At 38.4% G+C, this 25,999-nt stretch carries 26 protein-coding genes; 3 read left to right on the top strand and 23 right to left on the bottom strand.

Annotated elements, in window-relative coordinates; all coding sequences use genetic code 11:
* Window positions 1-170 precede the first annotated feature (170 nt).
* From ylqF to D1Z92_RS03500, 10 genes are all read right to left on the bottom strand, one after another.
* A complete protein-coding gene (gene ylqF, locus D1Z92_RS03455) occupies window positions 171-1,034 on the bottom strand; it encodes a ribosome biogenesis GTPase YlqF (RefSeq protein ID WP_128894261.1) in 864 nt (287 codons plus the stop codon).
* Window positions 1,035-1,136: 102 nt separating this feature from the next.
* A complete protein-coding gene (gene rplS, locus D1Z92_RS03460; protein ID WP_128894262.1) occupies window positions 1,137-1,484 on the bottom strand; it encodes a 50S ribosomal protein L19 in 348 nt (115 codons plus the stop codon).
* A gap of 237 nt (window positions 1,485-1,721) precedes the next feature.
* Window positions 1,722-2,537 (bottom strand): metallophosphoesterase, encoded by an 816-nt coding sequence (locus D1Z92_RS03465; RefSeq protein ID WP_128894263.1) that lies wholly within the window; start codon window positions 2,535-2,537, stop codon window positions 1,722-1,724.
* Between the two features lie 20 nt (window positions 2,538-2,557).
* On the bottom strand, window positions 2,558-3,322 hold the full coding sequence (gene trmD, locus D1Z92_RS03470) for a tRNA (guanosine(37)-N1)-methyltransferase TrmD (RefSeq protein ID WP_128894264.1): 765 nt from the start codon (window positions 3,320-3,322) through the stop codon (window positions 2,558-2,560).
* A 1-nt stretch (window position 3,323) separates the two neighbouring features.
* Window positions 3,324-3,839: a ribosome maturation factor RimM gene (gene rimM, locus D1Z92_RS03475; RefSeq protein ID WP_128894265.1), complete on the bottom strand. Its 516-nt coding sequence runs from the start codon at window positions 3,837-3,839 to the stop codon at window positions 3,324-3,326.
* 101 nt (window positions 3,840-3,940) lie between these two features.
* Window positions 3,941-4,171: a KH domain-containing protein gene (locus D1Z92_RS03480; protein ID WP_128894266.1), complete on the bottom strand. Its 231-nt coding sequence runs from the start codon at window positions 4,169-4,171 to the stop codon at window positions 3,941-3,943.
* 28 nt (window positions 4,172-4,199) lie between these two features.
* Complete coding sequence (gene rpsP, locus D1Z92_RS03485; protein WP_128894267.1) at window positions 4,200-4,472, bottom strand: 30S ribosomal protein S16; 273 nt, start codon at window positions 4,470-4,472, stop codon at window positions 4,200-4,202.
* A 56-nt stretch (window positions 4,473-4,528) separates the two neighbouring features.
* Window positions 4,529-5,899, bottom strand: a complete 1,371-nt coding sequence (gene ffh, locus D1Z92_RS03490) for a signal recognition particle protein (RefSeq protein WP_128894268.1) — start codon at window positions 5,897-5,899, stop codon at window positions 4,529-4,531.
* Between the two features lie 37 nt (window positions 5,900-5,936).
* Window positions 5,937-6,278, bottom strand: a complete 342-nt coding sequence (gene ylxM, locus D1Z92_RS03495) for a YlxM family DNA-binding protein (protein WP_128894269.1) — start codon at window positions 6,276-6,278, stop codon at window positions 5,937-5,939.
* Window positions 6,279-6,360: 82 nt separating this feature from the next.
* On the bottom strand, window positions 6,361-6,735 hold the full coding sequence (locus D1Z92_RS03500) for a DUF2500 family protein (protein ID WP_164931434.1): 375 nt from the start codon (window positions 6,733-6,735) through the stop codon (window positions 6,361-6,363).
* 268 nt (window positions 6,736-7,003) lie between these two features.
* On the opposite strand from D1Z92_RS03500, the gene D1Z92_RS03505 reads away from it, so the two are divergent.
* Window positions 7,004-8,455: a Kelch repeat-containing protein gene (locus D1Z92_RS03505; protein WP_128894271.1), complete on the top strand. Its 1,452-nt coding sequence runs from the start codon at window positions 7,004-7,006 to the stop codon at window positions 8,453-8,455.
* 110 nt (window positions 8,456-8,565) lie between these two features.
* On the opposite strand, the gene D1Z92_RS03510 is transcribed toward D1Z92_RS03505, so the two are convergent.
* Window positions 8,566-9,300 (bottom strand): YheC/YheD family protein, encoded by a 735-nt coding sequence (locus D1Z92_RS03510; protein WP_128894272.1) that lies wholly within the window; start codon window positions 9,298-9,300, stop codon window positions 8,566-8,568.
* A gap of 209 nt (window positions 9,301-9,509) precedes the next feature.
* Here D1Z92_RS03510 and D1Z92_RS03515 point away from each other — a divergent pair, with 209 nt between their 5' ends.
* The gene (locus tag D1Z92_RS03515; protein ID WP_128894273.1) at window positions 9,510-11,699 is read left to right on the top strand and encodes a DNA topoisomerase III; all 2,190 of its coding nucleotides are present in this window, start codon (window positions 9,510-9,512) and stop codon (window positions 11,697-11,699) included.
* Between the two features lie 185 nt (window positions 11,700-11,884).
* On the opposite strand, the gene ftsY is transcribed toward D1Z92_RS03515, so the two are convergent.
* From ftsY to D1Z92_RS03575, 12 genes are all read right to left on the bottom strand, one after another.
* Entirely contained in the window at window positions 11,885-12,892 is a 1,008-nt protein-coding gene (gene ftsY, locus D1Z92_RS03520) for a signal recognition particle-docking protein FtsY (protein ID WP_128894274.1), read from the bottom strand.
* 22 nt (window positions 12,893-12,914) lie between these two features.
* The gene (smc, locus tag D1Z92_RS03525) at window positions 12,915-16,484 is read right to left on the bottom strand and encodes a chromosome segregation protein SMC (protein WP_128894275.1); all 3,570 of its coding nucleotides are present in this window, start codon (window positions 16,482-16,484) and stop codon (window positions 12,915-12,917) included.
* Between the two features lie 131 nt (window positions 16,485-16,615).
* A complete protein-coding gene (gene rnc / locus D1Z92_RS03530; RefSeq protein WP_128894276.1) occupies window positions 16,616-17,317 on the bottom strand; it encodes a ribonuclease III in 702 nt (233 codons plus the stop codon).
* An 84-nt stretch (window positions 17,318-17,401) separates the two neighbouring features.
* Window positions 17,402-18,640, bottom strand: a complete 1,239-nt coding sequence (fabF, locus tag D1Z92_RS03535) for a beta-ketoacyl-ACP synthase II (protein WP_128894277.1) — start codon at window positions 18,638-18,640, stop codon at window positions 17,402-17,404.
* A 206-nt stretch (window positions 18,641-18,846) separates the two neighbouring features.
* The gene (acpP, locus tag D1Z92_RS03540) at window positions 18,847-19,083 is read right to left on the bottom strand and encodes an acyl carrier protein (RefSeq protein ID WP_128894278.1); all 237 of its coding nucleotides are present in this window, start codon (window positions 19,081-19,083) and stop codon (window positions 18,847-18,849) included.
* A 195-nt stretch (window positions 19,084-19,278) separates the two neighbouring features.
* Window positions 19,279-20,019: a 3-oxoacyl-[acyl-carrier-protein] reductase gene (gene fabG / locus D1Z92_RS03545; RefSeq protein ID WP_128894279.1), complete on the bottom strand. Its 741-nt coding sequence runs from the start codon at window positions 20,017-20,019 to the stop codon at window positions 19,279-19,281.
* A gap of 64 nt (window positions 20,020-20,083) precedes the next feature.
* Window positions 20,084-21,013: an ACP S-malonyltransferase gene (fabD, locus tag D1Z92_RS03550; protein ID WP_128894280.1), complete on the bottom strand. Its 930-nt coding sequence runs from the start codon at window positions 21,011-21,013 to the stop codon at window positions 20,084-20,086.
* Between the two features lie 38 nt (window positions 21,014-21,051).
* Complete coding sequence (locus D1Z92_RS03555; protein WP_128894281.1) at window positions 21,052-22,038, bottom strand: beta-ketoacyl-ACP synthase III; 987 nt, start codon at window positions 22,036-22,038, stop codon at window positions 21,052-21,054.
* Between the two features lie 5 nt (window positions 22,039-22,043).
* Window positions 22,044-23,033, bottom strand: coding sequence for a phosphate acyltransferase PlsX (gene plsX, locus D1Z92_RS03560; protein WP_128894282.1), 990 nt, complete (start codon window positions 23,031-23,033; stop codon window positions 22,044-22,046).
* A 20-nt stretch (window positions 23,034-23,053) separates the two neighbouring features.
* Window positions 23,054-23,650, bottom strand: coding sequence for a transcription factor FapR (fapR, locus tag D1Z92_RS03565; protein WP_128894283.1), 597 nt, complete (start codon window positions 23,648-23,650; stop codon window positions 23,054-23,056).
* A gap of 219 nt (window positions 23,651-23,869) precedes the next feature.
* On the bottom strand, window positions 23,870-24,040 hold the full coding sequence (gene rpmF / locus D1Z92_RS03570) for a 50S ribosomal protein L32 (protein ID WP_128894284.1): 171 nt from the start codon (window positions 24,038-24,040) through the stop codon (window positions 23,870-23,872).
* 36 nt (window positions 24,041-24,076) lie between these two features.
* Window positions 24,077-24,592 carry a YceD family protein gene (locus tag D1Z92_RS03575; RefSeq protein ID WP_128894285.1) on the bottom strand — a complete coding sequence of 172 codons (516 nt, stop codon included), beginning with the start codon at window positions 24,590-24,592 and terminating at the stop codon, window positions 24,077-24,079.
* Between the two features lie 140 nt (window positions 24,593-24,732).
* On the opposite strand from D1Z92_RS03575, the gene D1Z92_RS03580 reads away from it, so the two are divergent.
* Complete coding sequence (locus tag D1Z92_RS03580) at window positions 24,733-25,959, top strand: nucleotidyltransferase (protein WP_128894286.1); 1,227 nt, start codon at window positions 24,733-24,735, stop codon at window positions 25,957-25,959.
* Window positions 25,960-25,999 lie beyond the last annotated feature (40 nt).

A 25,999-nucleotide genomic window follows, 5' to 3' on the forward strand; every position in this document is an offset into this window, starting at 1 on the left:
TAGGATGAAAAAATGAAGGTTTTTTATTAATCCATTATAGCAAATTGTGTTTACCGTTTGTATGTATGTACACTTTTAGTAAAAAGATGTAGTCAATAGATTGTAGTAAACATAAAAACAAAAAAACTCTCATGTAATCAATGAGAGTTCATTTCATGCAAAGTTCATCATCATGATGGTCTTTCTAAACTGATTTTACCCAGCTTATCTGTTCGCAGATCACGTAAAATAACTAACGAGGCTTTTTCCAAATTAATGACGCCACCACTTTGCAAACAACCGCGCTTTTTCCCAATCTGCTCCATGACTTCCACTATCTCATGTGGATTTTCAAGATCAGATGGCAATTCCTTTAATTCATATCGATCCATCAGCGCATCAGGATAGGCTGTCATCAAATATTTTAACGTGTAAAAAGCAACGTCTTCTACATTCAATATTTCATCTTTTATCGCACCTGTTGCAGCTAACCGATAACCCACTTGTTCATCTTCAAACTTTGGCCACAAAATCCCTGGTGTATCCAACAACTCCAGTTCTTGTCCCACACGTATCCATTGCTGTGCTTTCGTAATGCCCGGTCGATCACCAGTAGCCACGACATTTTTTCCAGTTAGACGATTAATGAGGGTTGACTTACCCACATTCGGAATACCTACAATCAAAGCTCTTATCGCTCTAGCTTGTATGCCTTTCTTTTCTAACTTCGCTATTTTTTCAGATGCCGCTTGTTGACACAACGCAATGATGCCTTTACTACTCTTGCCTGTTGTAGAATCGACAGCAATCGTGAGATGCTTCTCTTGTTCGAAGTAAGCAACCCAATCTTTTGTGATTTGCTTGTCCGCCATGTCAGCTTTATTCAACACGACAACCCTTGGTTTACGACTTAAAATCTCATCGATCATCGGGTTACGACTAGATAATGGTGTTCTCGCATCCAACAATTCGATAACGACATCAATAAGTTTTAATTTCTCTTCTATCTGTCTTCTTGCTTTGGCCATATGGCCGGGAAACCATTGTATTGTCATCTCTTCACCTCCAACATGACTGGCAGGTCCATTATGCTTATGCTTGTATATAAATAGAAAGGAGCTTGTTTATACAAGCTCCTCCATACATTTACGTACTTATTATCGAATTTCTTTAATACGAGCTGCTTTTCCGCGTAATTCGCGTAAGTAGTATAACTTAGCACGACGTACTTTACCTCGGCGAGCCACTTCGATCTTATCGATTTTTGGAGAATGTATCGGGAATGTTCTTTCCACTCCAACACCGTAAGAAATTTTTCTTACTGTGAATGTAGCACTGATTCCACTTCCACGACGCTTAATCACAACACCTTCGAACAACTGGATACGCTCACGAGAACCCTCGATAACTTTCACGTAAACTTTCAACGTGTCACCAGGACGAAATGTTGGAATATCACTGCGGAACTGTTCCTGTGTAATCTCCTTTAATAGATCTAAATTCATGTTGACTCCCTCCTTCCACACAAGCGTTCTTGCCGTTTATAACGATAGAACCTCATATTCTATCTACGTACAGAGGACCGCTGTAATTAAACACAACACTATTAATAATAACATAGTAGAATGACCAATACAAGTAGTGAAAATAAAGTGTAAGGAATAATTTTTGAGTATACCTTTTATTATTCATCGTACTAATTACGATACGAATAAGTACTACATTACTCATAACTCCAGTACCTAATAAGCAGCAGACTCAGGAGCATGATGTAATGTCACTACCGTCAGCTCTGGTCGACAGCAAAAACGTATAGGTAAGAATGTCATCCCAACACCACGGTTAACATATAACACCATATTTTCTACATGATATAAACCTTGTACATAATGTTTTGCACATGAAGGAGTCCGCACGTGGCCAATGAAAGGAAGTCTTATCTGCCCGCCATGACTATGACCAGACAACTGCAGATCTACAGCATACTTCTTGCTTTGTAATGCAAAATCAGGTTCATGAACAAGTAAAATAGTACAACCATCACCTGGAATGCCTTCCAATGCTTTGGTTAGGCTAGGTGCACCATGTTTCATATCATCTAAACCTGCAATATGCAGTGCACATTCGTTTTTGTGTATCGTTGCATGCGTATTCATTAACACATTAAATTCAGCATCCTCTAACAGTGAAATCGTCATCTGTAGTCTATTCTGATTAGCATAATCATGATTACCGAGTACAGCATATTTGCCTAAAGGTGCGTTGATTTTGCTTAAAGATGGCTGGATGTCTTCCACCACAATTTCTCTATTTCTATCTACCAAATCACCAGTAAAGCATACCACATCAGGTTGCTGTGCATTAATCGTTTGTACTAGTTGCTCTAAATCATCTTGATGAAAAAAATGAGCCATATGTATATCACTTATTTGAACGATTTTCAGACCGTTCCATGCTGCAGGAAGTCTAGATAATGTCACTTCTACATGACTTATTTCCAATGATGTAGAAAAGCCCAGCCAACTAACAGCACGCCGCACCCCTTTATTTACTCTCATCATACGTTCTCCCCGCCACACTACTTGTTATGTTGCTGAAATTCCTTTATCCACTTTCTCTCTTCATTCGTTAACTCTTTTCCCTCTAATAAATCTCTTCTGCGTTGCCACGTCCGCCTTAGCGCTTCTTTTTTTCTCCACGTTTCTATATTTTCATGGTGTCCAGATAACAATACACTAGGCACATCCATCCCTTCATAAGAAGCAGGGCGTGTATAATGTGGATACTCCAATAATCCAGTGCTAAAAGAATCCGTCACCGCAGACTGCTCGTTCCCTAACGTTCCGGGAAGCAATCGAACGACACTGTCTATGACAACCATGGCAGGGAGTTCCCCACCCGTTAGCACATAGTCACCAATGGACAACTCGTCTGTGACAAGATGTTCCCGTATACGTTCGTCATATCCTTCATAATGACCACAAATAAAAATAAGGTGATCTTCCTTTGCTAATTGCTCTGCTTTTTGTTGTGTGAATGTTTCACCTTGTGGACACATCAAGATGACTTTGGGCTGATGTTGTACATCTTCTGGATGTGAAGAAGGAAGGGCTTGCTGCTGAAGTGCAGATACTGCGGCAAAAATGGGTTCTGGTTTTAATACCATCCCCCCTCCTCCACCGTATGGATAATCATCTACCGTCTGGTGTTTATTCGTAGAAAACGATCGGAAATTGATCGCTTGGCATTGTACAATATCTTTTTCGTTCGCTTTACCGATAATGCTAGTATGAAAAAATGGCTCTACCATCTCTGGAAATAGCGTTAACACATCGATTTTCATATTATAACAATCCTTCTAAGAGAGACACCGTAATTTTTTTCTGATCCATATCTACGTCTAATACAACGTCATCGATATAAGGCACTAACAGATCTTTACCTTGTTCTCGTTTGACAACCCAAACATCATTCGCGCCTGGTGTGAGGATTTCTTTCACGACACCCAGTAACTCCCCTTCATCCGTCAAGACTTCACACCCTACAATTTGATGAAAATAGTATTCATCTTCATCTAGTTCCAGTAGTTGGTCGGACGTCACTTTCAACATTCCACCCTTATATTTTTCCACATCATTAATGTTGTTGAATTGTTCCAAATGAAGAATATACATATGTTTATGTACTCTTGTGGAAGAAATGGTTACCTCTAAAGGGGTGTCTAAAGCATCATGATGAAGCCACAACTTCGCTCCCTTTGCAAATCTTTCTTCCGGAAAATCAGTTTTCGCTATGACTTTCACATCACCACGAACACCGTGAGTATTCACGATTTTTCCTACATTGTATGAAACACTCATGGAGCACTCCTCCTTACTTTTCATCATTATCTGTTATTTTTATGTATAGATAAGTTGATATAGAAAAAGGGGCGAGTTTATCCCCGCACCCTTCACCGGTATTATGAGTCGATATCGATCACAACACGCTTATCTAATTTCACTGCTGCAGATGTTACAACGGTTCGAAGCGCTTTAGCAATACGACCATGCTTACCAATCACTTTCCCCTTATCTTCAGGGTGTACAGTCAATGTATAAACAATCGTATTACCTTCTTCACTCTCCGAAACGCGTACATCTTCTGGATGGTCAACTAAAGCTTTAGCTATAATTTGCACTAATTCCTTCATGCGAGACCCTCCAAGACAAGATTACTTCTTACTTTTGCAATTTTGACTCGTGAAATTTCTTCATAATTCCAGCATTGCTAAACAAGTTGCGTACAGTGTCAGATGCTTGTGCACCGTTTTGAAGCCACTTCAATGCTTTCTCTTCATCAATTTTCACTTCAGCTGGTTGTCTTACTGGATTATAATATCCAATCTCCTCGATAAAACGTCCATCACGCGGAGAACGGGAATCAGATACAACTAAACGATAAAATGGCGCTTTATGAGCTCCCATGCGTTTTAAACGAATACGTACTGCCATGTTCAATTCACCTCCTTACAACATAAACTTTCTTTGCTTTTGCTATATCATCAAACTTAGCCACCGAACGGGAATTTCATCCCTTTAGCAAGCTTGTTTTTCATCTTCTTACCACTTTTCCCATCCATCATGCCAGAAAATTGCTTCATCATCTTTTTCATTTCTTCAAATTGCTTAATCAGCTGATTCACATCTCGCAGAGAAGTTCCACTTCCATTTGCGATGCGTTTGCGTCTGCTGGCATTAATGATTTCTGGATTACGCTTTTCTACTGTTGTCATTGACTTTACAATTGCTTCTGTTTGCGCAAGTTTTCGCTCGTCTACGTTAAGGTTCTTCAAACCTTTCATTTTGCCCATTCCTGGCATCATATCCATGATTTGATCTAACGGACCGAGTTTTTTAACTTGCTCCATCTGCTCTAAAAAGTCTTCAAAAGTAAATTCAGCTTTACGCATTTTGCGCTCAAGCTCTTTAGCTTTTTCTTCATCAATCGAAGACTGTGCCTTCTCAATTAGCGTCAGCATGTCTCCCATACCTAATATTCGTGAAGCCATCCGTTCAGGATGAAACGGCTCTAATGCATCTATTTTCTCACCTAGTGCAGCAAATTTGATTGGTGTTCCCGTTACAGCTTTAACAGATAAAGCTGCTCCACCACGAGTATCTCCATCTAACTTGGTAAGCACAACACCCGTCAATTCCATTTGCTGATGGAAACTTTCCGCCACGTTCACAGCATCTTGTCCTGTCATGGCATCAATCACGAGTAAGATTTCATTCGGCTTAATCACTTCTTTTACTTGCTTTAGCTCATCCATCAACGCTTCATCGATGTGTAATCGACCTGCAGTATCGACGATAACATAGTCATGATGATGTTCTTTTGCATGTTCCATCCCTTTGGTTACAATTTCAACAGGACTTACTTTATCTCCTAAGGAAAAGACCGGAGCGTTGATTTGCTCCCCTAACACTTGCAACTGCTTAATCGCTGCTGGACGGTAAATATCTGCGGCAATAAGCATTGGCTTATGGTTTTGTTTTTGTAAAAGTCGAGCTAACTTTCCTGTCGTGGTTGTTTTACCAGCACCTTGTAAACCTACCATCATAATGACTGTTGGTGGTTTGTTCGCTTTGGCTAGTTTGCTCTGCTCCCCACCCATCAATGCTGTCATTTCTTTATTAACAATATCAATGATGACCATGCCAGGTGTAAAACTTTTCATTACTTCTTGACCGAGTGCTTTTTCTTTTACATTTGCAATGAATTGTTTTACGACTTTAAAGTTAACATCTGCTTCTAATAAAGCAAGCCTGACTTCACGCATGGCTTCTTTAATATCATCTTCGCCAACTTTTCCTTTACCTTTCAGCTTACCAAACACACTTTGTAATCTGCTCGTTAATCCTTCAAATGCAGCCATTACTTTCACCTCCACATTCAAGCTAATTCCCGTAAAACTATTTTAATTGCTCTAATTTATTTAAAATAACGTCTTTATTGTTCTCTTCCCAATTTGCTATAAGTGCTTCAATCTGTGCAATGTGTTGCAATTTCTCTTCATGTTGCTTTAGCAATTGCAATTTCTGTTCATACGTATCCAGCACTTGTTCTGCTCGTTTAATATGTTCAAACACAGCTTGTCTGCTGATTTGCATATGTTCTGCTATTTCTGCTAGTGAGAAATCTTCATGAAAGTATAACTGAAGTACGTACTGTTGTTTTTCTGTTAACAGAAACTCGTAAAAGGAAAAAAGTATATTGATACGATTCATTTTTTCCAAAGCTTGTTCTTTTATCACAAGCGTCACTCCTTCCGTCAAGGAAAACAACTTTACAGCACTTTTAGAAGTCTACACTATCAAAAAACAAATGTCAAGGCATTTACCTTGTCATTATTTTAAAGCTCGTAAATAGTTTAGAAGTGGTTGCTCTGTTTATGTAACGACTTTCTTTCGAATTGGTGGAATTTAGGAACTCCACTCGACCCCCGCTTGTGTCCTCGAATGTCACGTAGTAGTTAGTATAGGTTCCATTAATAGTACGATGGGTGTCACCGCGATGACGATGAGCAGTTGTATTTACTTTTGTGCGTTTTGCTACAATTGTAGTTGGTATCGTTAATACTGGCTGCTTAAAATTATGTCTTGCTTGTTTCAAATTACTAAAAATACCATAGACAAAAATAAGTATAAAAATAGAAATAACAGCAAAAAAGATAAATAAAAATATATTAGATATAATGCCTGACGGTTCCAAATGTTTCACCTCCTCATGAAGACTATAACAAGTTTCATCTTATCAAAATGTGAGGAAAAAAACTTCATAACATCAGAAATTTATAAAAAATGTACCAAAAAAATCATGCAATAAAATCAAATAAAAACTTTATTTTCTATTTGTAACATACAATTAGAAAGAGAATTAAAATAATTCAATAAAAATTCTGAATTTAGTAGACATTTCATCAATAATGCGTTACTTTATAAACGAGCTGCTCAAATATAATAAAAGGTGGTAATTCCTTATGAAAAAAGTGTTATTTATAGTTTCTTTGTTACTTTTTATGAGTTTTTCTGCATCTGCAGCATTTGCAGAATACGGAGAAGGAACGTGGAAATCATTAGATGAAATGAATGAAAAACGATTTGGGTTTGATGCTGCTATGTTTAATGAGAACATCTATGTTTTTGGAGGTCAAACAGATAGCGGAAAATCCAATTCCGTTGAAATGTATAATCCAATAAACGATACTTGGACAGAAGCATTTGAGTTACCTTATCCATATGTAGGCAGAGGGGCAGCTACCGTAAATGATGCAGTATATTTGTTTGGACCAAGAGAAACGATCTATTTTAATCCTGAAACGTGTACTACTCTAAATAGCGATGATTGCTATAATTATGCAGAAGCAATGAAATACGAGGGACAAGAAACAACAACGAGAGCAGATGACAAATTCAAAGGTAAATATGCGACAACAGTATTAGGAGACTATATTTATATTATAGGCGGAACCTATGGTGGTGAAAACGGAGAACCTACTAAAGAGGTACTTACTTTCAACACTACTGACGGAACATGGTCTGAATCTACAGAACAGTCTCAATTGAATGTGGAAAGAAATGGTGCAAAAGCAGTAACAGTGGATGGTAAAATTTATGTTATGGGTGGCTGGGATCATCCATACGTGGGAACTAGTAAATCCGCTAGTCAAAAAACATACTTAGATACAGTAGAAATGTATGATCCTGCACAAAATACATGGACAGTAATCGGAAACATGCCTAATCCGAAAGCGAACTTTGCGGCAACGGTTATCGATGGCAGCATTTATATTATTGGTGGAACAGGAGCAAATGATCACGGTTACATTGATATTTTTGATACGAAAAGTCAAACTTGGGACTCCGTTAAAATAAACAGTGACGTATACAAAAAAAATAAATCACAACTGGCTTCTATTTCCATTGACGGTGGGTTTATTTTAATAGGTGGGAAATATGCAACAAAAGATCATTCCGCTACAACAGAAATGTATTTTCCAGAAATTATCCCAACGACTACATTTGATATTCATTTTGTTAGCGGACTTTCACAACAATATGAACTCACACAGTCAAAAATAAATAACTTTATGGATTGGTATGAATCAGCTGACGGAAAAAATGGAACTTCATCTGATTATTACATTTTAACAAAAGATAATAAGACACATTATATTCCACATGCATTAATTGAAATGTTCTCTTACCCAGCCATTGAAGACCCTGACGATGGTATACCAGAATTCGCTAAGGAAGATGGGCTTCAAATTATGTTGCAAAGTGGCATGGAAAAAACATATGACATGAATACAGACAGTTTCAAAAGCTGGTACCACATGCCAGATTCCCCGTTCTACGGTATACAAGACGAAGATGAAAACAGAATGAATTATTTTATTCACGATAAAATTGAATTGTTTATTACAGACTAATACGTATATGAACAAGGAGATAAGTACTTAGACACACGATAGAGTGGGAATGATATGAATGATCATCCCCACTCTATTTTTTCATCATAAAAAAAGTAAGTGAACATAAACTACTTCTCTCTTCGTTTGCGTAAAATGTGTCTTAACATTCTTTTATCATTCAACTTATAAAAAATTTGAATTCTCGGTTTAGCGTTCGTCTCAATAATCCATGGTTTGAACGTTGTATCTAAACCTAGATCAATACCAATCTCTTTTAATGCTGGATACTTATGACCTAGAATGTGTGCGGATTGCATACTCAAATCGTAAATTTTTTTGCTTAATGCACGTATTTGCTTTTCGCTTCTAACATTTTTCATTAAAGTATGAAACGACATGACGGTAGAGCCTTTGCATGCATTGGTAATAATTTTTTTTGGTCTTGCGACTCGACAAGCGACCCCAGTAAGTTCCCATTTTTTATTTGACTTTTGCATCATAACTCTAATATCCGATGGCCGCTTTCCGTAACGCATTAAATGTATCCCTTTTTGTATCATATATGGTTTATCTAACTTTTGTCGTTGCAATGCTTTGAACAGTGCAGCAAAAGTTGTAAATGCTCTAATCACTTTACGATAATGAAATTGATATATTGTATCTCTTTTTTTCACTTTGCTGACTTTTATAACCCCACTTCCGCCGCCACCAAAAATAGGTTTCACATATACAACCCCATATTTATTTAGCATGATGCGGAGTTCCTTTTTTGAAAACTTTCTTACTTCTGGAGAATACACTTTTGTTTTTTCATTTTCATATAATAACTTTGCTTTTTCCCATTTACTATATGGATTTGCCATCCGCTACTTAATCCCTCCATTCAGCTGCATGTTAAGCTACATTACTTTTATACTATGCATGTAATGTTTTGATGGAGTAGATAAGTATCTACATTCCTAGTACATTTCTTTTTTAATTCAGATATCCTTACACCACATATTGAAAAAACATTGAAAAAACAAAATCTCATGTTACGCTTATAAGGAGTTCAATCGAAAGGGATGTTCATATGTCAAAAATTGTTGTCCTAGCCGAAAAACCTTCTGTCGCAAGGGATATCGCTAGGGTTTTACATTGTCATCAAAAAGGAAATGGATTTCTAGAAGGAAAACAATACATCGTAACGTGGGCACTCGGTCATCTTGTGACTTTGGCAGATCCAGAAGTATACGATGATAAATATAAAACATGGAAGTTAGAAGACCTTCCCATGCTTCCATCCAAATTACAACTTGTGATCATTAAAAAAACAGCGAAACAATACCACGCGGTAAAATCGCAGTTATTACGAAACGATGTCAAAAAAATTGTCATCGCTACAGACGCTGGCCGAGAAGGGGAACTTGTAGCGCGTTGGATCATAGAAAAAGCAAAAGTAAAAAAGCCTTTAGAACGATTATGGATTTCATCGGTTACAGATAAGGCCATTCAAGATGGGTTCAAAAAATTGAAAAACGGTAAAGCATATGACAATTTATACGCCTCTGCCGTGGCACGTTCAGAAGCAGATTGGCTAGTTGGAATGAATGCGACTAGAGCATTGACGTGTAAACATAACGCACAGTTATCTTGCGGCAGAGTTCAGACTCCGACGCTTGCTATGATTGCCAAACGAGAAGAAGAAATAAACAACTTTACTCCACTTCCTTATTACGGGATTACAGCGGTAAGTGACAAACTCAAGTTAACATGGCAAAGTAAAACAACGCAGGATATTCGTATCTTTGATAAACAAAAATGTGAAAACATTATGGGTTCCATTCAGCATAAAGATGCTAAAATAATAGAAGTTAAAAAAGCACATAAAAAAAATTATGCTCCATCGCTATATGATTTAACTGAATTACAGCGAGACGCCAACAAACTTTACGGTTTTTCTGCAAAAGAAACACTATCTATCATGCAAAAATTATATGAACAACATAAAGTGCTTACGTATCCTAGAACGGATTCTCGTCATCTTTCTAGTGATATTGTAAGTACATTAGGTGATCGATTAAAAGCATGCAGTGTAAAACCTTATGCTTCGTTTACTGCCAACGTGCTCAAAAAGCCAATCAAATTAGGTAAAGCGGTTGTAGATGACAGTAAAGTTTCGGATCATCACGCTATCATCCCAACAGAACAAGTGGTTCAAATGGGAAAATTAAACGAGCAAGAACGTAAAATCTATGATCTCGTAGTGAAGCGATTTATTGCTGTTTTCTACCCCGCTACTGAATACGAACAAACTGTAGTGCATGCTCAGATAGGGGAGGAAGTATTCATTGCAAAAGGGAAACGCATCCTTTCTCAAGGTTGGAAAGCAATTTACGGTAATATCATAGAAGAAGAGGACGACGAACAAAGTAAAGAGCAATTATTGCCTGAATTGAAGCAAGGGGATGACCTGCGTATTGCTTCTATGATACAAACCGAAGGAAAAACAAAGCCGCCGAAACCATTTAATGAAGCAACATTGTTATCTGCGATGGAAAACCCGAGTAAGTACATGGTAGGTACAGACCAGAAATTAATTAAAACGATAGGTAAAACAGGTGGCTTAGGTACGGTTGCAACACGAGCAGATATTATTGAAAAACTATTCAACAGCTTCACCATAGAAAAGAAGGGCAAAGATATTTATTTAACTTCGAAGGGAAAACAATTACTTGCATTAGTACCAGAAGAACTCAAATCTCCTGCGCTCACTGCGGAGTGGGAGCTTAAATTAGAACAAATTGCAAAAGGAACATTGCAAAAACAAACATTCGTCAAAGACATGAGACAATACGCACAAAAAGCCGTAAGTGAAGTCAAACAAAGCAAACAGCAATTCAAACATGATAATGTCACACATAAGCGTTGTCCTGAATGTAACAAACCGCTGTTAGAAGTGAATGGAAAGAAAGGTAAAATGCATGTATGTCAGGATCGAGATTGTGGATTTCGCAAAAAAATATCCATCCTCTCCAATGCACGCTGCCCGAATTGCCACAAAAAGATGGAATTAAGAGGGGAAGGCGAAGGTCAAATCTTCGTTTGCTCCTGTAGTTATCGGGAAAAACTTTCTGCTTTTCAAAAACGTAAAGGTGAACAAAAAAACAATGTTTCCAAAAAAGAAGTATCTACTTTCTTAAAAAAGCAAAACAAAGATAACGACGAACCGATGAACACTGCTTTAGCTGATGCACTAGCCAAATTTAAATTTGACAAATAAATGAAGTCTCATATGTATCATCATTAGAGGACAAAAAAAAGCACCAATGATGGAAGTGCTGTCTTAGACAACACAACCATGTTGGTGCTTCATTCATATACCTCTATATACAACAAAGATTAATCCGTCCACAAGAGATGTTGATGTTCATAGATCATTCCGTGAGTCATTTCCATGTAACCATGCTAATTTTCTTCTACCGTCTTTTCTACCGTTTCTTCTGTCATCATGCCTGAAAACAAGGCATGTACAAACTGCTCGGAATCAAATGGCTGTAAGTCATCCATTTTTTCACCTAAGCCTACAAATTTAACAGGAATGTTTAACTCCTGACGTATAGCGATCGCAATTCCACCTTTTGCTGTACCGTCTAATTTCGTTAATACCAATCCAGATACACCTGTCTTTTCTCCGAATAACTTTGCTTGCGTCAACGCATTTTGTCCTGATGTAGCATCCAATACGAGTAAAACTTCATGTGGTGCACTTGGTACTTCACGACGGATGACACGATATATTTTATTCAATTCTTCCATCAAGTTTACTTTGTTCTGCAATCGTCCTGCTGTATCACAGAGCAATACGTCCACATTTCTGTTTTTCGCTGCTTGAATCGCATCGTACATGACAGCTGCAGGATCAGATCCAGCTTGTTGCTTGATGACCTCCACTCCTACGCGTTCGCCCCATACTTCCAACTGCTCTATCGCACCAGCTCGAAACGTATCCCCTGCTGCCAGCATGACACTTTTTCCTTGCTGCTTCAATCGATGAGCCATTTTTCCAATCGTGGTTGTCTTACCTACACCATTCACACCGACAAATAACACGATTGCAAGTTCATTTTCCGGCAGGTTAATGTCACTATTTTCGTTTTCTCCTTGTAGAAGTTCTACAAGCTTTTCTGATAGTATCGGTTGCAGTTCGGCTGATTCCTCAATTTTTCTTTCCTTTACTTCTTGACGAAGATCGTCAATGAGATCCATCACGGTATTTACCCCTACATCGGAGGTAATGAGAATTTCTTCTAATTCTTCGTAGAATTCTTCATCTATTTTCTTTCGGCGAAACACTAGTTCCGTTACTTTTTCAGTAAAAGCGGTACGGGTTTTACTCAAACCCTCTTTAAATTTATTCGTTACTGTATCTGTACTTTTCGAGATTTTTTCTTTCAGCTTCTTAAAAAAACTCATCGTGTACTTCCTCCTTCAGCTTTTAAGCAATTTCAGATTCTTCCTCTAATCGAACGGAAACGAGTTTGGATACCCCGCCTTCCTCCATCGTCACACCGTACAGTACATCAGCTTCTTCCATCGTTCCTTTACGGTGAGTGACCACGATAAACTGCGTAGTCTGTGAAAATTCTCGTAAATATTGTGCGAACCGAGTTACATTTGCCTCATCCAACGCCGCTTCCACTTCATCCAGTACACAAAATGGAACGGGCTTAACATTCAAAATGGCGAACAGCAACGCGATTGCAGTAAGAGCTCGCTCGCCTCCTGAAAGCAATTGCAGATTTTGAAGTTTTTTACCTGGTGGCTGTGCGACAATCTCAATCCCTGTCTGCAACAGTTCGTTAGGCTCTTCCAAGATGAGATCTGCTTTCCCACCACCAAACAATTTCGCAAATACGACAATGAAGTGTTTTCTTATTTGCTCAAACGTAGACGTGAAGCGTAATGACATCTCTGCTTCCATCTCTTTAATCACATCGTACAATTTCTGTTTGGCTTCATCAAGATCGCTTTTTTGTGAAGATAGAAATTGATATCGTTCATGAATACGCTCGTATTCCTCAATTGCACCGATATTCACTTCTCCTAGATCCGATATATTTCGCTTTAATTCTTTGACCACATGTTGCAAGGCAATCACATCATCTGGCATTGGATATTTTGCTTTTGCCATTTCAAAAGAAATTTCATAGTCCTCCTGTAACTTTTGCAATAAGTTCTCCAATTCCACATCTAATCTGTTCGCCTTGACTTCTGTTTGATGAATATGGTCTTCCATTTTTTTTAGTTCTGTTCTTTCTACTTTCGTCTTTGCTTCTTCTGTTTCTACCTTTTCCATACAAGCCGCTCGATTGGACCTTTTTAGCTCCAATGACTCTGTAAGTTTTTCTTTACTCAACTTTAACTGATTTATTTGTTCTGTCTGTCCTACTTTTGTGGTTTCAATTTGTGTGAGCTCTGATTTCCATTGATCCAGTGTCGTCGTATGTTGTAATACACTCTGTTGTAATACTTCGTTTTCTTTAACTACTTGTTCCCACTGCTCTTTTACCGCTTGTTTCTCTTGTTTTAATGTTGCTGTTTTGACCTTCAAATCGGTTAGCGTAACTTGCAGAGCTTCCTTAGCGGTTTCATTCTGCTTCCGCTCTTCCTCCGCTTGACTTAATTTTTGCTGTAAAGCTGCCTCGTTGGCGATGCTTTGTTCTAACTTTTGTTGCCCCTCTATTTTTTGCTTTTCATATGCTTGTAACTCCTGCTCAAACATGTGATTTTCTTGTTCGTATACATTAATTTGCTGCTGCAAATACGTATGCTCTTTCTCCATTTGCTGATGCTCTGCCTTGAGTTTCTGTTCTAACATGACCTTTTTATCTAAATCATTTTTGCTTTCATTTAGATTTTGGGACAACGTATCCGTACTTACCTTAAGTTGCTTTAGTTTATGATCTAACAGGGATAACTGCTGCTTTCCTTTTTCCATCTGCTGTTCCATTTCTTCAATTTGACGCTTCCGTCCTAATAAACTGACCGTTTTTTTACGAAAGCTACCACCAGTCATAGAACCGCCAGCGTTTACAATATCCCCATCTAATGTAACGACGCGATATCGATACTGACAGCTTGCAGCAATATTATTAGCATCTTCTAACTTTTCAGCAATGATAACTTGTCCTAGCAAATTGGAAATAACAGAGTCATACATATCTTCATATTGCACCAAGTCAACGGCTACGCCAACGTACCCTTTTTGTTCTGCTGCCGCTTTCATTTCTCTTTGCTGAATAAAACGACCCCTAATCGTACTTAGCGGTAAAAATGTAGCTCGACCATATTGTTTCTTTTTCAAATACGTTATAGCATCTCGAGCGAGTGCTTCATTTTCCATCACAATATGCTGTAAAGCACCACCGAGTGCTGTTTCAACCGCTTTTTCTACTTTTTGTGGCACGTGAATTAATTCAGCAACCGCACCAAGTACACCCGAAGCAGCTCCAGATCTTTCTCTCAGCTTAAGAATTTCTTTTACACCATGCTGAAAACCATCAAAGTCGTCCTGCATTTCTTTCATCGTATCTCTTCGCGATGTCATGGCTTCCATTTGTTGTTGCCATTTGTGCATAGTGCCTTTTATTTCTTCCATGAGTGACTGTTTATTCGTGAATTCTGCTGTTGTTTTTGTGACATATTGTCGCTGTTCATCAATCTCTCCAGAAATAGATGACAAATGACTTTCCAAGTTCTTCTTTTTATGTAATAGTTCCTCTTGTTGATTGGCCCACCTTTGTTGCTCTCCATGGATCTTGTCTCTTCTACTCAGCATGCTTTCTGTCTGCTGCTCTACATACCGTATTTCATTTCTTGCTTGAGCTGCTTCATTGAGCGCATCCAAAAGTTCTGCTTTCAGTCCCTCTTCTTTTTGGATAGCTTCATCTTGAATCACACCACTAAGCTGCTGTTCTTCATCCAGTAATTGCTGCCTTACTTCTCTCAATTGTTCACTCAGCTGATTTCGCTTTGCTTCCAACGTGTGTTGTTGTTCCAAACTGAGTTCGTAACGTTCCTTTTCTTTCGCTATTGTCTCTTCTAAAGTTTGTAAGTTAGAAACGAGGTTGCGCTTTCTTTCTTTTAATATCCCTCTGCTTCCTTCACTTTTCTCGAACTGTTCACTCACTTGCAGTAAAGAAAGCTGCATGTGTTCCATTTCTTCTTCTAATTTACGAATTTCTAATCTTTCGTTTACTAGCTGTGCATCATGGGATTGTACAACGGTAGACAAAGCTATTTCTTGCTCTTTTAACGCTTCTAGTGTTTGTAGAACTTCTTTCCATTTTTGATGGATATGATCTATTTGGTATGCGTATAATGAAATTTCGTGATGCTGTAATTCATGTTTTAACTTCTTAAATTGAACCGCTTTGTCTGCTTGCAATTTAAGTGGTTCTATTTGATCATCTAGCTCGGAAATAAGGTCGTGAATACGCAATATATTTTGTTCTGTATCAGCTAGTTTCTTTTCTGCTTCTTTTTTCCTTGATTTAAACTTTACGATACCGGATGCTTCTTCAAAAATACCTCTGCGATCTTCCGAACGAGTGCTAAGAATTTCTTCTATTCTTCCTTGTCCAATAATGGAGTATGCTTCTTTCCCAATGCCTGTATCCATAAATAGTTCTGTAATATCTTTTAATCGACAAGATTGATTGTTAATGAAATATTCACTATCTCCACTACGATACAATCTTCTCGTTACGGTTACTTCACTATAGTCTAATGGTAGTCTTTGCTCTGTATTATCTAAAGTAAGGGAAACTTCACCGAAGTTAACTGCTTTTCTGCCATCACTACCAGCAAAAATGATATCTTCCATTTTTCCACCGCGCAGTGACTTCGCGCTCTGCTCACCTAATACCCAACGTATACTATCGGAAATATTACTTTTTCCACTTCCATTCGGTCCTACCACTGCTGTAATTCCGGGAACAAATTCAAGTTCTGTCTTTTCAGCGAAAGACTTAAACCCCGCTAGTCCAATACTCTTTAAAAACATGATTTCACCCCACACCTATTGTATCATATTTACTTATTGGCACAGGACATCCACACGTGTAAATACTTTTTCCTTTTTATATCCAATATATTGAAAGTCCCTATCGACCATGAAGGTATAGGGACTTCGTGTCATTCTTTATTTGCTTTCGTTAATTTCGATAATGCTTTAGATGCGGCTTGTTGTTCGGATTCTTTCTTTGATCTTCCCATACCTTCACCTAGCATTGCATCGTTCATATACACTTCTGAAACGAATTGTCTATCGTGTGCTGGACCTCGTTCATCAATAATACGGTAGCTAAGATGTCCCATACTTCGTTGTTGGATGTATTCTTGTAGTTGTGTTTTAAAATCAATGACCTGAGGCTTACCTTCATTGTTCAATTTACACAAGACATACTTCTTTAAGAAATGTCGAACGGCTTCCAATCCTTGATCTAAGTAAAGTGCTCCAATAAACGCTTCAAAAACATCTGCTAATAAAGCTGGACGAGATCTTCCTCCCGTCATTTCTTCGCCTTTACCTAGCAAGACATAAGATCCAAAGCCTAACGATTGTGCAAATTCAACTAACGAAGGTTCACATACGATAGATGCTCTAAGTTTCGTTAATTCTCCTTCACTATAATTTTTGTATTTGTTATACAAATATTCGGAGACCGTTAACTCTAATACAGCATCACCAAGAAACTCTAATCGCTCATTATCTTGAAATTTATTCATCCGATGCTCATTCACGTAAGAAGAATGAGTGAATGCTTGTTGCAAAAGCATCGGATGCTGGAACGATATATCTAGTTTTTTTTGCAGTTTCTTAATATTTCTATTCATTGATTTCCTCCTCTCCACTCACTACTCATACGTGTTCAAATGGAGAATAAAAAGAACCACTCTGTGCGATCTATAAAGGTGCAATTACTCATCATATTTTTTTAATATAATTGTCGCATTATGACCACCAAAACCGAAGGAGTTGGATAATGCTACTTCCACACCTTGTTCTCTCATTTGGTTTGGCACCACATCAAGATCACATGAAGGATCTTGTTCATCCACATTCATGGTAGGAGCAATTTGTTGATGTTGCAAAGTTAAAGCACATATAATGGTTTCAATACCACCCGCTCCACCTAACAGATGGCCCGTCATCGATTTTGTAGAACTAACAGCAACATGTTGTGCATGTTCCCCAAATGCCGACTTAATTCCTTTTATTTCAGATAAATCTCCTACGGGAGTAGATGTACCGTGAGCATTAATATAGTCCACATCAGAAACAGAGATTTCAGCATCAGCTATTGCATTTTTCATTGCACGAGCTGCTCCATCTGGATCTGGATCTGTCATATGATGTGCATCACCGCTCATACCGTATCCGATCACTTCTGCAATAATATTTGCACCACGTTTTACCGCGTGTTCTAGTGATTCTAATATGAGTACACCTGCACCCTCACCCATGACGAATCCATCACGATGAACATCGAATGGTCGGCTTGCTTTCTCAGGCTCATCATTTCTAGTAGACATCGCTCGCATGGAACAAAAACCAGCCATACCAATAGGCGTAATGGTTGCTTCTGCCCCACCACATATCATAACGTCTGCATCTCCACGTTCAATCGTACGGAAAGATTCGCCTATTGCGTTGCTCCCTGTTGCACAAGCAGTGACGACAGTCGTATTTGGTCCTTTCGCACCAGTATGAATCGATACACTACCAGAAGCCATATTGGCAATCATCATCGGAATTAAGAAAGGGCTAACTCGCTTAGGACCTTTTGTCATTAAAATTTCATGTTGTTTTTCCAATGTTTGAAGTCCACCGATACCAGATCCAATGATAACCCCTGTTCTCTCAGGAATAGATTGTTCTCCGACTTTAAGTTCTGCATGTTTTAATGCTTTTTGAGCCGCAGCTTCAGCAAAATGTACGAAACGATCCATCTTTCGTGCATCTTTTTTTTCTACATAATCAAGCGGATCAAAATCTTTAATGCTTGCTGCGATCTTAGTGTTATAATCGGCTGTATCCATATGTTCAATGAGAGATATCCCAGATTTTCCATTTATTAAATTTTCCCAAAACAAATCTAAATCATGACCTAAAGAAGTTATAGCACCCATTCCGGTTATTACAACTCTATGTTTCATTTTTAACCACCTCAATATTTATGAACCAACCATTAATAAATGGGGGTTATATCTTGTCAACCTTTTTTATATGTGATGAAAAGATAGAATCTTATACTATGGTGAGTATAAGATTCCGTCTTCTATAATTGGAAATGGAATCAAACGGATCATATCTCCATCCGATTCCTACATCTACACGTTTACGTTTTACAGAGCGATAATCATTACTTCTGTTGAGATTGTATGTAATTAAGCACTTCTCCTACAGATGTAATTTTTTCAGCATCCTCATCTGAAATTTCCATATCAAATTCTTCTTCTAGTTCCATGACTAGTTCTACGATATCTAAAGAGTCTGCCCCTAAGTCATCTTTAAAAGAAGCTTCCGGGGTTACCTCTGCTTCGTCTACTCCCAGCTTATCAACGATGATACTTTTTACTTTATCCATCATGTCTGCCATTTCCGGTTCACCTCCTTCATGTATTATACGAGAATACGTCCTATCTTACCAGTCCAAAAACTATATAAGTTGAATGAACTTGTTCAACCAACTTATTACCGCTAATCATAAGATGGAAAAATCTTGTTACAACCTTTACGCTTGGCTACTGAGGCGTAAACTTGTATATCATGATTTCTTCATTTTTATACAGCGTTACATGTAAAGGCCACCATCCACTACAATCGTTTGTCCTGTAATATAAGAAGCATCGTCTGATGCTAAAAATCGAACGGTTTTTGCTATTTCTTCTGGTTGCCCCATTCGCTGAAGTGCCACTTGTTTCAGCATGCTTTCACGCACTTCTGGCTGAAGCTCATCGGTCATATCTGTTTCAATAAAACCAGGCGCTATGGCATTTACCTGTATGCCTCTCAATGCCAACTCTTTGGCTGCAGCCTTCGTCAAACCAATTACGCCTGCTTTCGCTGCGACATAATTTGCTTGACCTAAATTCCCAGATATACCGACCACAGAAGAAACATTAATAATCTTCCCTGATTTTTGTTTCATCATGTAACGTGATACGGCTTTAATACAATGGAAAACACCTTTTAAATTTGTATCTACTACAGCATCAAATTCAGTCTCTTTCATTCTCATTAATAAGTTATCTCTTGTGATACCCGCATTATTAACTAGAATGTCTATTTTACCGAACTGCGAGATGACTTCCTTTATCATAGCACCAACTTGTTCACTGTCTGCAACATTGGCTTGGATTTTCTCGGCTTTTCTATCTAGAGCACGTATTTGCTGCACCACTTCTTCTGCTGCCTGTTCATTGCCACCATAGTTGACCACGACATCTGCACCTGCTCTTGCTAATTCCATAGCAATGGCACGACCGATGCCTCTAGAAGCACCTGTAACTAGTGCTACTTTCCCTGAAAGCATTGTTCCAATCCCCCTTGAATTCATTTTTCCGATCATTTCTTCCTTATCTTATATAGATATACTTTTATTCCTTAGACGACTGAATGGCGGCAACGTCATGAATAGCATGAATCTTAACAGATCGATCAATCTTCTTCACTAATCCCATTAACACTTTTCCAGAACCTATTTCATAGAACGTATCCACACCTTGATTTAGTAACGTGTTAACAGAATCTTCCCACTGCACAGGAGAAACGACTTGTTCTACTAAAAGCTTCTTCATGTCATTACCTTCTGACAACGCTTTTGCTGTTACGTTTGATATTACTGGAATAGATGCATCCTTTATTTCGACCTCATCTAAATATTGTCCTAAACCGCTAGCAGCGCTCTTCATTAACGATGAATGGAATGGTCCACTTACTTCAAGCGGTATGACTCTTTTAGCTCCACTTTCTTCTTTTGCACGTGCTTCTACTGCCGCTACACCAGCTGCACTACCAGATACAACAATTTGTCCTGGGCAATTGACGTTAGCTAACTCCACAACATGACCTTCTTGCGTGATGTCTTGCGTCAACGTTAATAACTTGTCTTTATCTGCTCCAAGTACTGCTGCCATAGCACCTACACCAGATGGTACTGCTTGATCCATTAACTCTCCTCTTTTGCGAACAGTACGCACAGCATCTTCTAAGCTTAACGCTCCTGCTGCAACAAGTGCTGTATACTCTCCTAAGCTGTGTCCTGCTACAAAATCAGGTTGGATGTTGCTTTCTTTGAAAGCCTCCATAATGGCTAAGCTAGTCACCAGCAAAGCAGGTTGTGTGTGGTAAGTTTGTTTTAACGTTTCTTCTGGACCATTAAAAATAATATCTGTTAACGAATACCCTAATACTTCATCTGCTTTATCAAATATTTTCTTACTCTCATCGTACTGATCGTAAACATCTTTACCCATGCCTACTTTCTGTGCACCTTGACCCGGAAAAATAAATGCAATTTTACCCATCAACCATTCCCCTTCCTCTTCTCTTTCTTCTATCTACGTTACCAAATCAATACGGAAGCGCCCCATGTCAAGCCTCCACCAAAACCTACTAACACTAAGCAATCATTTTCTTTTATTTTTCCTTCTTCCCATGATTCTGCAAGTGCTACTGGGATAGAAGCGGAAGACATATTACCATAACGATCTAAATTCACAACACACTTTTCTTTAGGTAATTCTAGTCGTTCCACCGCTGATTCTATAATTCTCACATTAGCTTGATGAGGAATTAACAAGTCAATATCAGCTTTTTCCAATCCTGCTTTACTTAATGCTCCCTCTGCTGAACTACCCATAGCTCGTACGGCAAACTTGAATACTTCTCGACCTTCCATATGAATATAGTGCATTTTATTGGCAAGCGTCTCTTCTGAAGTAGGATGCAAAGATCCTCCAGCCGGTAACTTTAGCAAATCGCCTTTTGACCCATCCGAACCGAGTACAAAGGATTGAAATCCTCTTCCTTCTTCTACAGGTCCAAGCACCGCAGCGCCTGCACCATCTCCAAACAACACACATGTATTTCGATCAGTATAATCTGTTATTTTAGATAGGCTTTCCACACCAACAACAAGCGCATAACGATAGGAACCGTTGGCTATAAAATTAGAAGCAGTAGATAATCCGTATATAAATCCAGTACATGCTGCTGCCAGGTCAAAGGCAGCTGCCTTTGTAGCACCAAGCTTACTTTGCAAAATATTTGCAGTAGACGGGAAGGACATATCTGGCGTCACTGTCGCAACCACAATCAAATCTAAATCTTCTGCTTTCATGTTCGCACGCTCTAATGCTTGGTTCGCTGCATGCAACGCCAAGTCTGAACTTGCTTGATCTTTAGCAGAAATTCTACGTTCACTTATTCCCGTTCTCGTCTTGATCCATTCATCATTTGTGTCCACCATTTTTTCTAAATCACTGTTTGTCAATACAGTATCAGGAACATATTTTCCTAGCCCTAACACGCCTACAGGAATTTGATTCATGACGGTCATTCACCCCTTGTAATTTTAGACGTAATCACATCCACAACTTTCGTTTGGTGTGCTTTGATTGCATTTCCCACTGCATTTTTAATCGCTGTAGCATTCGAAGAACCATGACATTTCAAACATATGCCATCTAGACCAAGAAGCGGCGCTCCGCCATATTCGTTATGGTCCATTTGACTTTTTATATTCATGAGGCCACGCTTCAACATCAGCGCTCCCATTTTGCTAAACATATTTTTAGTGAGTTCCTCTTTTAAACGAGAAAAAAGAAGTTCACCTGTTCCCTCCATCGCTTTTAACATCACGTTGCCAACGAATCCATCACATACCATCACATCACAATTTCCTTGTACCACATCTCTGGATTCTACATTACCTATAAAATGAATAGGTGCTTCTTGCAGCAAAGGATATGTTTTCTTGATCAGATCATTTCCTTTTTTCTGCTCTGAGCCTACATTCAGCAAACCAACCCTTGGTTTAGACAAGTCATCTACTAAATGTCTATACATGCTTCCCATCACAGCGTACTGATACAAATGCTCTGGTGCTGCATCCATGTTAGCCCCTAAATCTAATGCCATGACACCCTTTCCATCCGCAGTGGGAATCATAGAAGCTAATGCAGGTCTTTCTACTCCTTTGATACGTCCAATAATGAGCACTCCAGTACTCATTAATGCCCCCGTATTACCGCATGAAATCATCGCATCGACTTCTTTTTCTTTTACCATCTTTCCAGCAACGACCATGGAAGCATTCTTTTTACGACGTACAGCCCGTACAGGCTCATCATCTGGTAAGATAACTTCTTCCGTATGATGAATGTGAATGTTAGAAGGGAAATTGGTCTCTACCTTTTCTATCTCATTCTTATTTCCAACTAGCACAATATCGATGTCATTCCATTGTTTGGCTGCTTGCAAAGCTCCCTCTACATTAATGTGAGGTGCATGATCGCCTCCCATGGCATCTATTGCAACTTTCATGTTGTTCCATCCTTTCTCCGTTACTTATTTCCGTTGTCTTCACTACGATATACAACGAAGTCGCCATGAAACACCAACTCGTCATTTACATATGTATTAACTTCTACCTTTGTCTTATCTTGCTCATTATTCGACGATTTCACAGATGCTTTTGCGATACATTTCTCTCCAAGTTGAACAGATCGAACGAAACGAATGTGTGCACTAGCCGTTAACGCAATCTCATCGTCAATGACAGCGATGGCAAGTGAATTTGCCTGTGCAAATACGTAATGACCTCTTGCAATACGATTACGAGAAAAAACATGAGATTCTTTTATTTCAAAGATAGATATCCCACTCTCGTCGAGCTGCAGATCAATAATTTCACCTATAATTTCATCTGGCGGCAAGGAACGCACTTGATCGTATGTTTGCTCCGCCATACTCTTCATTCTTTCTCTTAATTCAGGTATACCAAGTTCCATGCGATCTAATCGAATAGTTTGAATACTTACCTGAAAACATTTCATTAATTCTTCATCTGTGATAAAAGGATTATGTTCAATTTTTTCAACTAAATGTTGCTGCCTTTTTTTCTTCGGGAGCTTGCTGATCTTGAGCACCACCTTACACATGCAAATCGTTCTAGCGTGTCTTACTTCTGCTATTATTTGAAACTGTATGATACAGTTTGAATTCTTTTATTACCAGGTACTAATAGTAAGTATATATAAAAAAAGGCCATTTGTGAAGCATTTTTTTGTATCCAGTTAAAATAAAAGCCAAACAATACTTGTTATATATACAAAAAAATAGCACCTCATCTTAGATGAAGTACTACGTGTTTTGTTACCTTATTTTACGATTTCTCTTCCTTTGTAATGCCCACAGCTTTTGCACACACGGTGCGCTATTTTCATTTCTCCACAATTATCACAGCTTACCATACCTGGTGCTTGTAATTTAAAATGAGTACGACGCATATTACGACGAGTTTTAGACACTTTTCTAAAAGGTACTGCCATTCTTTCCACCCCCTTAATGAAATCAATACATAGTGTTCATTCATCAAAAAATCTTTTTAATTTTTCTAGCCTAGGATCAATTTTCACTTGTTGTACATCTGTGTCTTCCAGTTCTTCTACACTATACGTTTTTAACAATGCCTCATCTTCTTCCTTTGGGTTCTTGCAAATAGGAACGAGAGGGAACTGTAATATGAGTTGTTCTTCTATATAAGGGACTAAATCAAACGTATCGAATTCAATCCACTCTATATCTTCATCTTTCATCGTTTGAGCCTGTGATGTTGTAAACATCTGATGAAATGTATAATGTAAATTTTCATTAAAATGAACTAAAGTGCGAGCACATATAAATGTAACTGTAATCTGACACTGTCCACTAACTTGTACCATACCTCTGTTGTATTCTGCTGTTAAATGCAACTCCAACGGAGTAGCAGAAACGATTTCTGGCATTTCGTCGACAAGATGTTGAACATTAAGTTGCTTATTGATTTCTAGCGGTTTATTTCTAACTGCTAATTCTTTTACATTAATCCGTAATGTTGACACTAGTAATTCACCTCAAACAAACAAAGTAATTATACCGATAATACCTCCATTTTGTCAATCATAACTGTTTCATGCTATAGTAAAAAATATGAAAACGACGAGTTAGCGTATACTCAATACATATTCTACAGGGAGGTAATATGAACACAGTCGGTATTATTGTTGAATATAATCCTCTTCATAATGGGCATGTACATCATTTCCAACAAGCAAAACAAACAGCAAACGCGGATGCAGTCATTGCGGTCATGAGCGGAAATTTTCTTCAGCGTGGAGAACCTAGTATCGTCAATAAATGGGCAAGAACAGAAATGGCTCTCCATATGGGGGTTGATGTTGTCATTGAACTTCCTGTTATGTTCGCTTCTCAGCCTGCAGAATGGTTTGCTTATGGTGCAGTGTCTGCACTACACGCTACTGGCGTAGTCCAGCATTTGTGTTTCGGAAGCGAAAGCGGTGAAATAGAATGGATCAAACAGCTTGCGAAACAACTCAGTCAAGAGCCTGAAAAGTTCAAGCAAAAATTACAGCAAACATTAAAACAAGGCATCAATTACCCACAAGCTTACAGTCAAACAGTACGTGAATTTTCCATGGTAAATACACCCATAGCACAACTAGTACAGCCCAACAATACACTTGGATTACACTATTGCATTGCACTAGAAAGATTGCAAAGCAGTATCAATCCGCTTACGATTGCAAGGACAAACGCAGATTACAACCAACAAGACATTACACATCAAAACATTGCAAGTGCAACCGCAATAAGAAAACATATGATGAACGACATACATTCCCTTAAAGAAGTTCAAGATTACATGCCTCACTATACGTATGACATTTTAAAAAAAGAATGGGAACAAGGACGAGCCCCAATGGACTGGGAGCAATTTGCCGCTCCACTTTTCCATATCCTTACTGTGTATTCTTCGTATCAACTTCAAGAAATATACGAGGTACAAGAAGGATTGGAGCATCGATTAAAGCAATCTTTATTCCAGTTGGAAGCACCGTCCGTTCAGCATTTATTATCCAAAATAAAAACAAAAAGATATACGTTAACCAAATTACAGCGTATGTTAGTTCGCATCTTATTACAACATTCCAAAGAGATGATCAATGCTAGCACACTTGCTCAAGGTGTACCGTATCTTCGTATACTAGGATTTTCAGAAAAAGGAAGAACATTACTAAAACAAATGAAGAAAACTGCCACAGTCCCTGTCATTACGAATGTAGATCGAACTTTCTCGACGATAGGACAACTTGATTTGCAAGCTGCTGCTGCCTATGCCCTTGCCTATCCTGAAATAAATCAACAAGATGTAAAAAGGGATTTTATACAAGCGCCATTACGGCGATAACAACATGACACATCCGTAGAATGCTGTTTACTTGCTCGCC

The organism is Longirhabdus pacifica (assembly GCF_004115085.1).
Lineage (GTDB): Bacteria > Bacillota > Bacilli > Paenibacillales > DSM-105158 > Longirhabdus > Longirhabdus pacifica.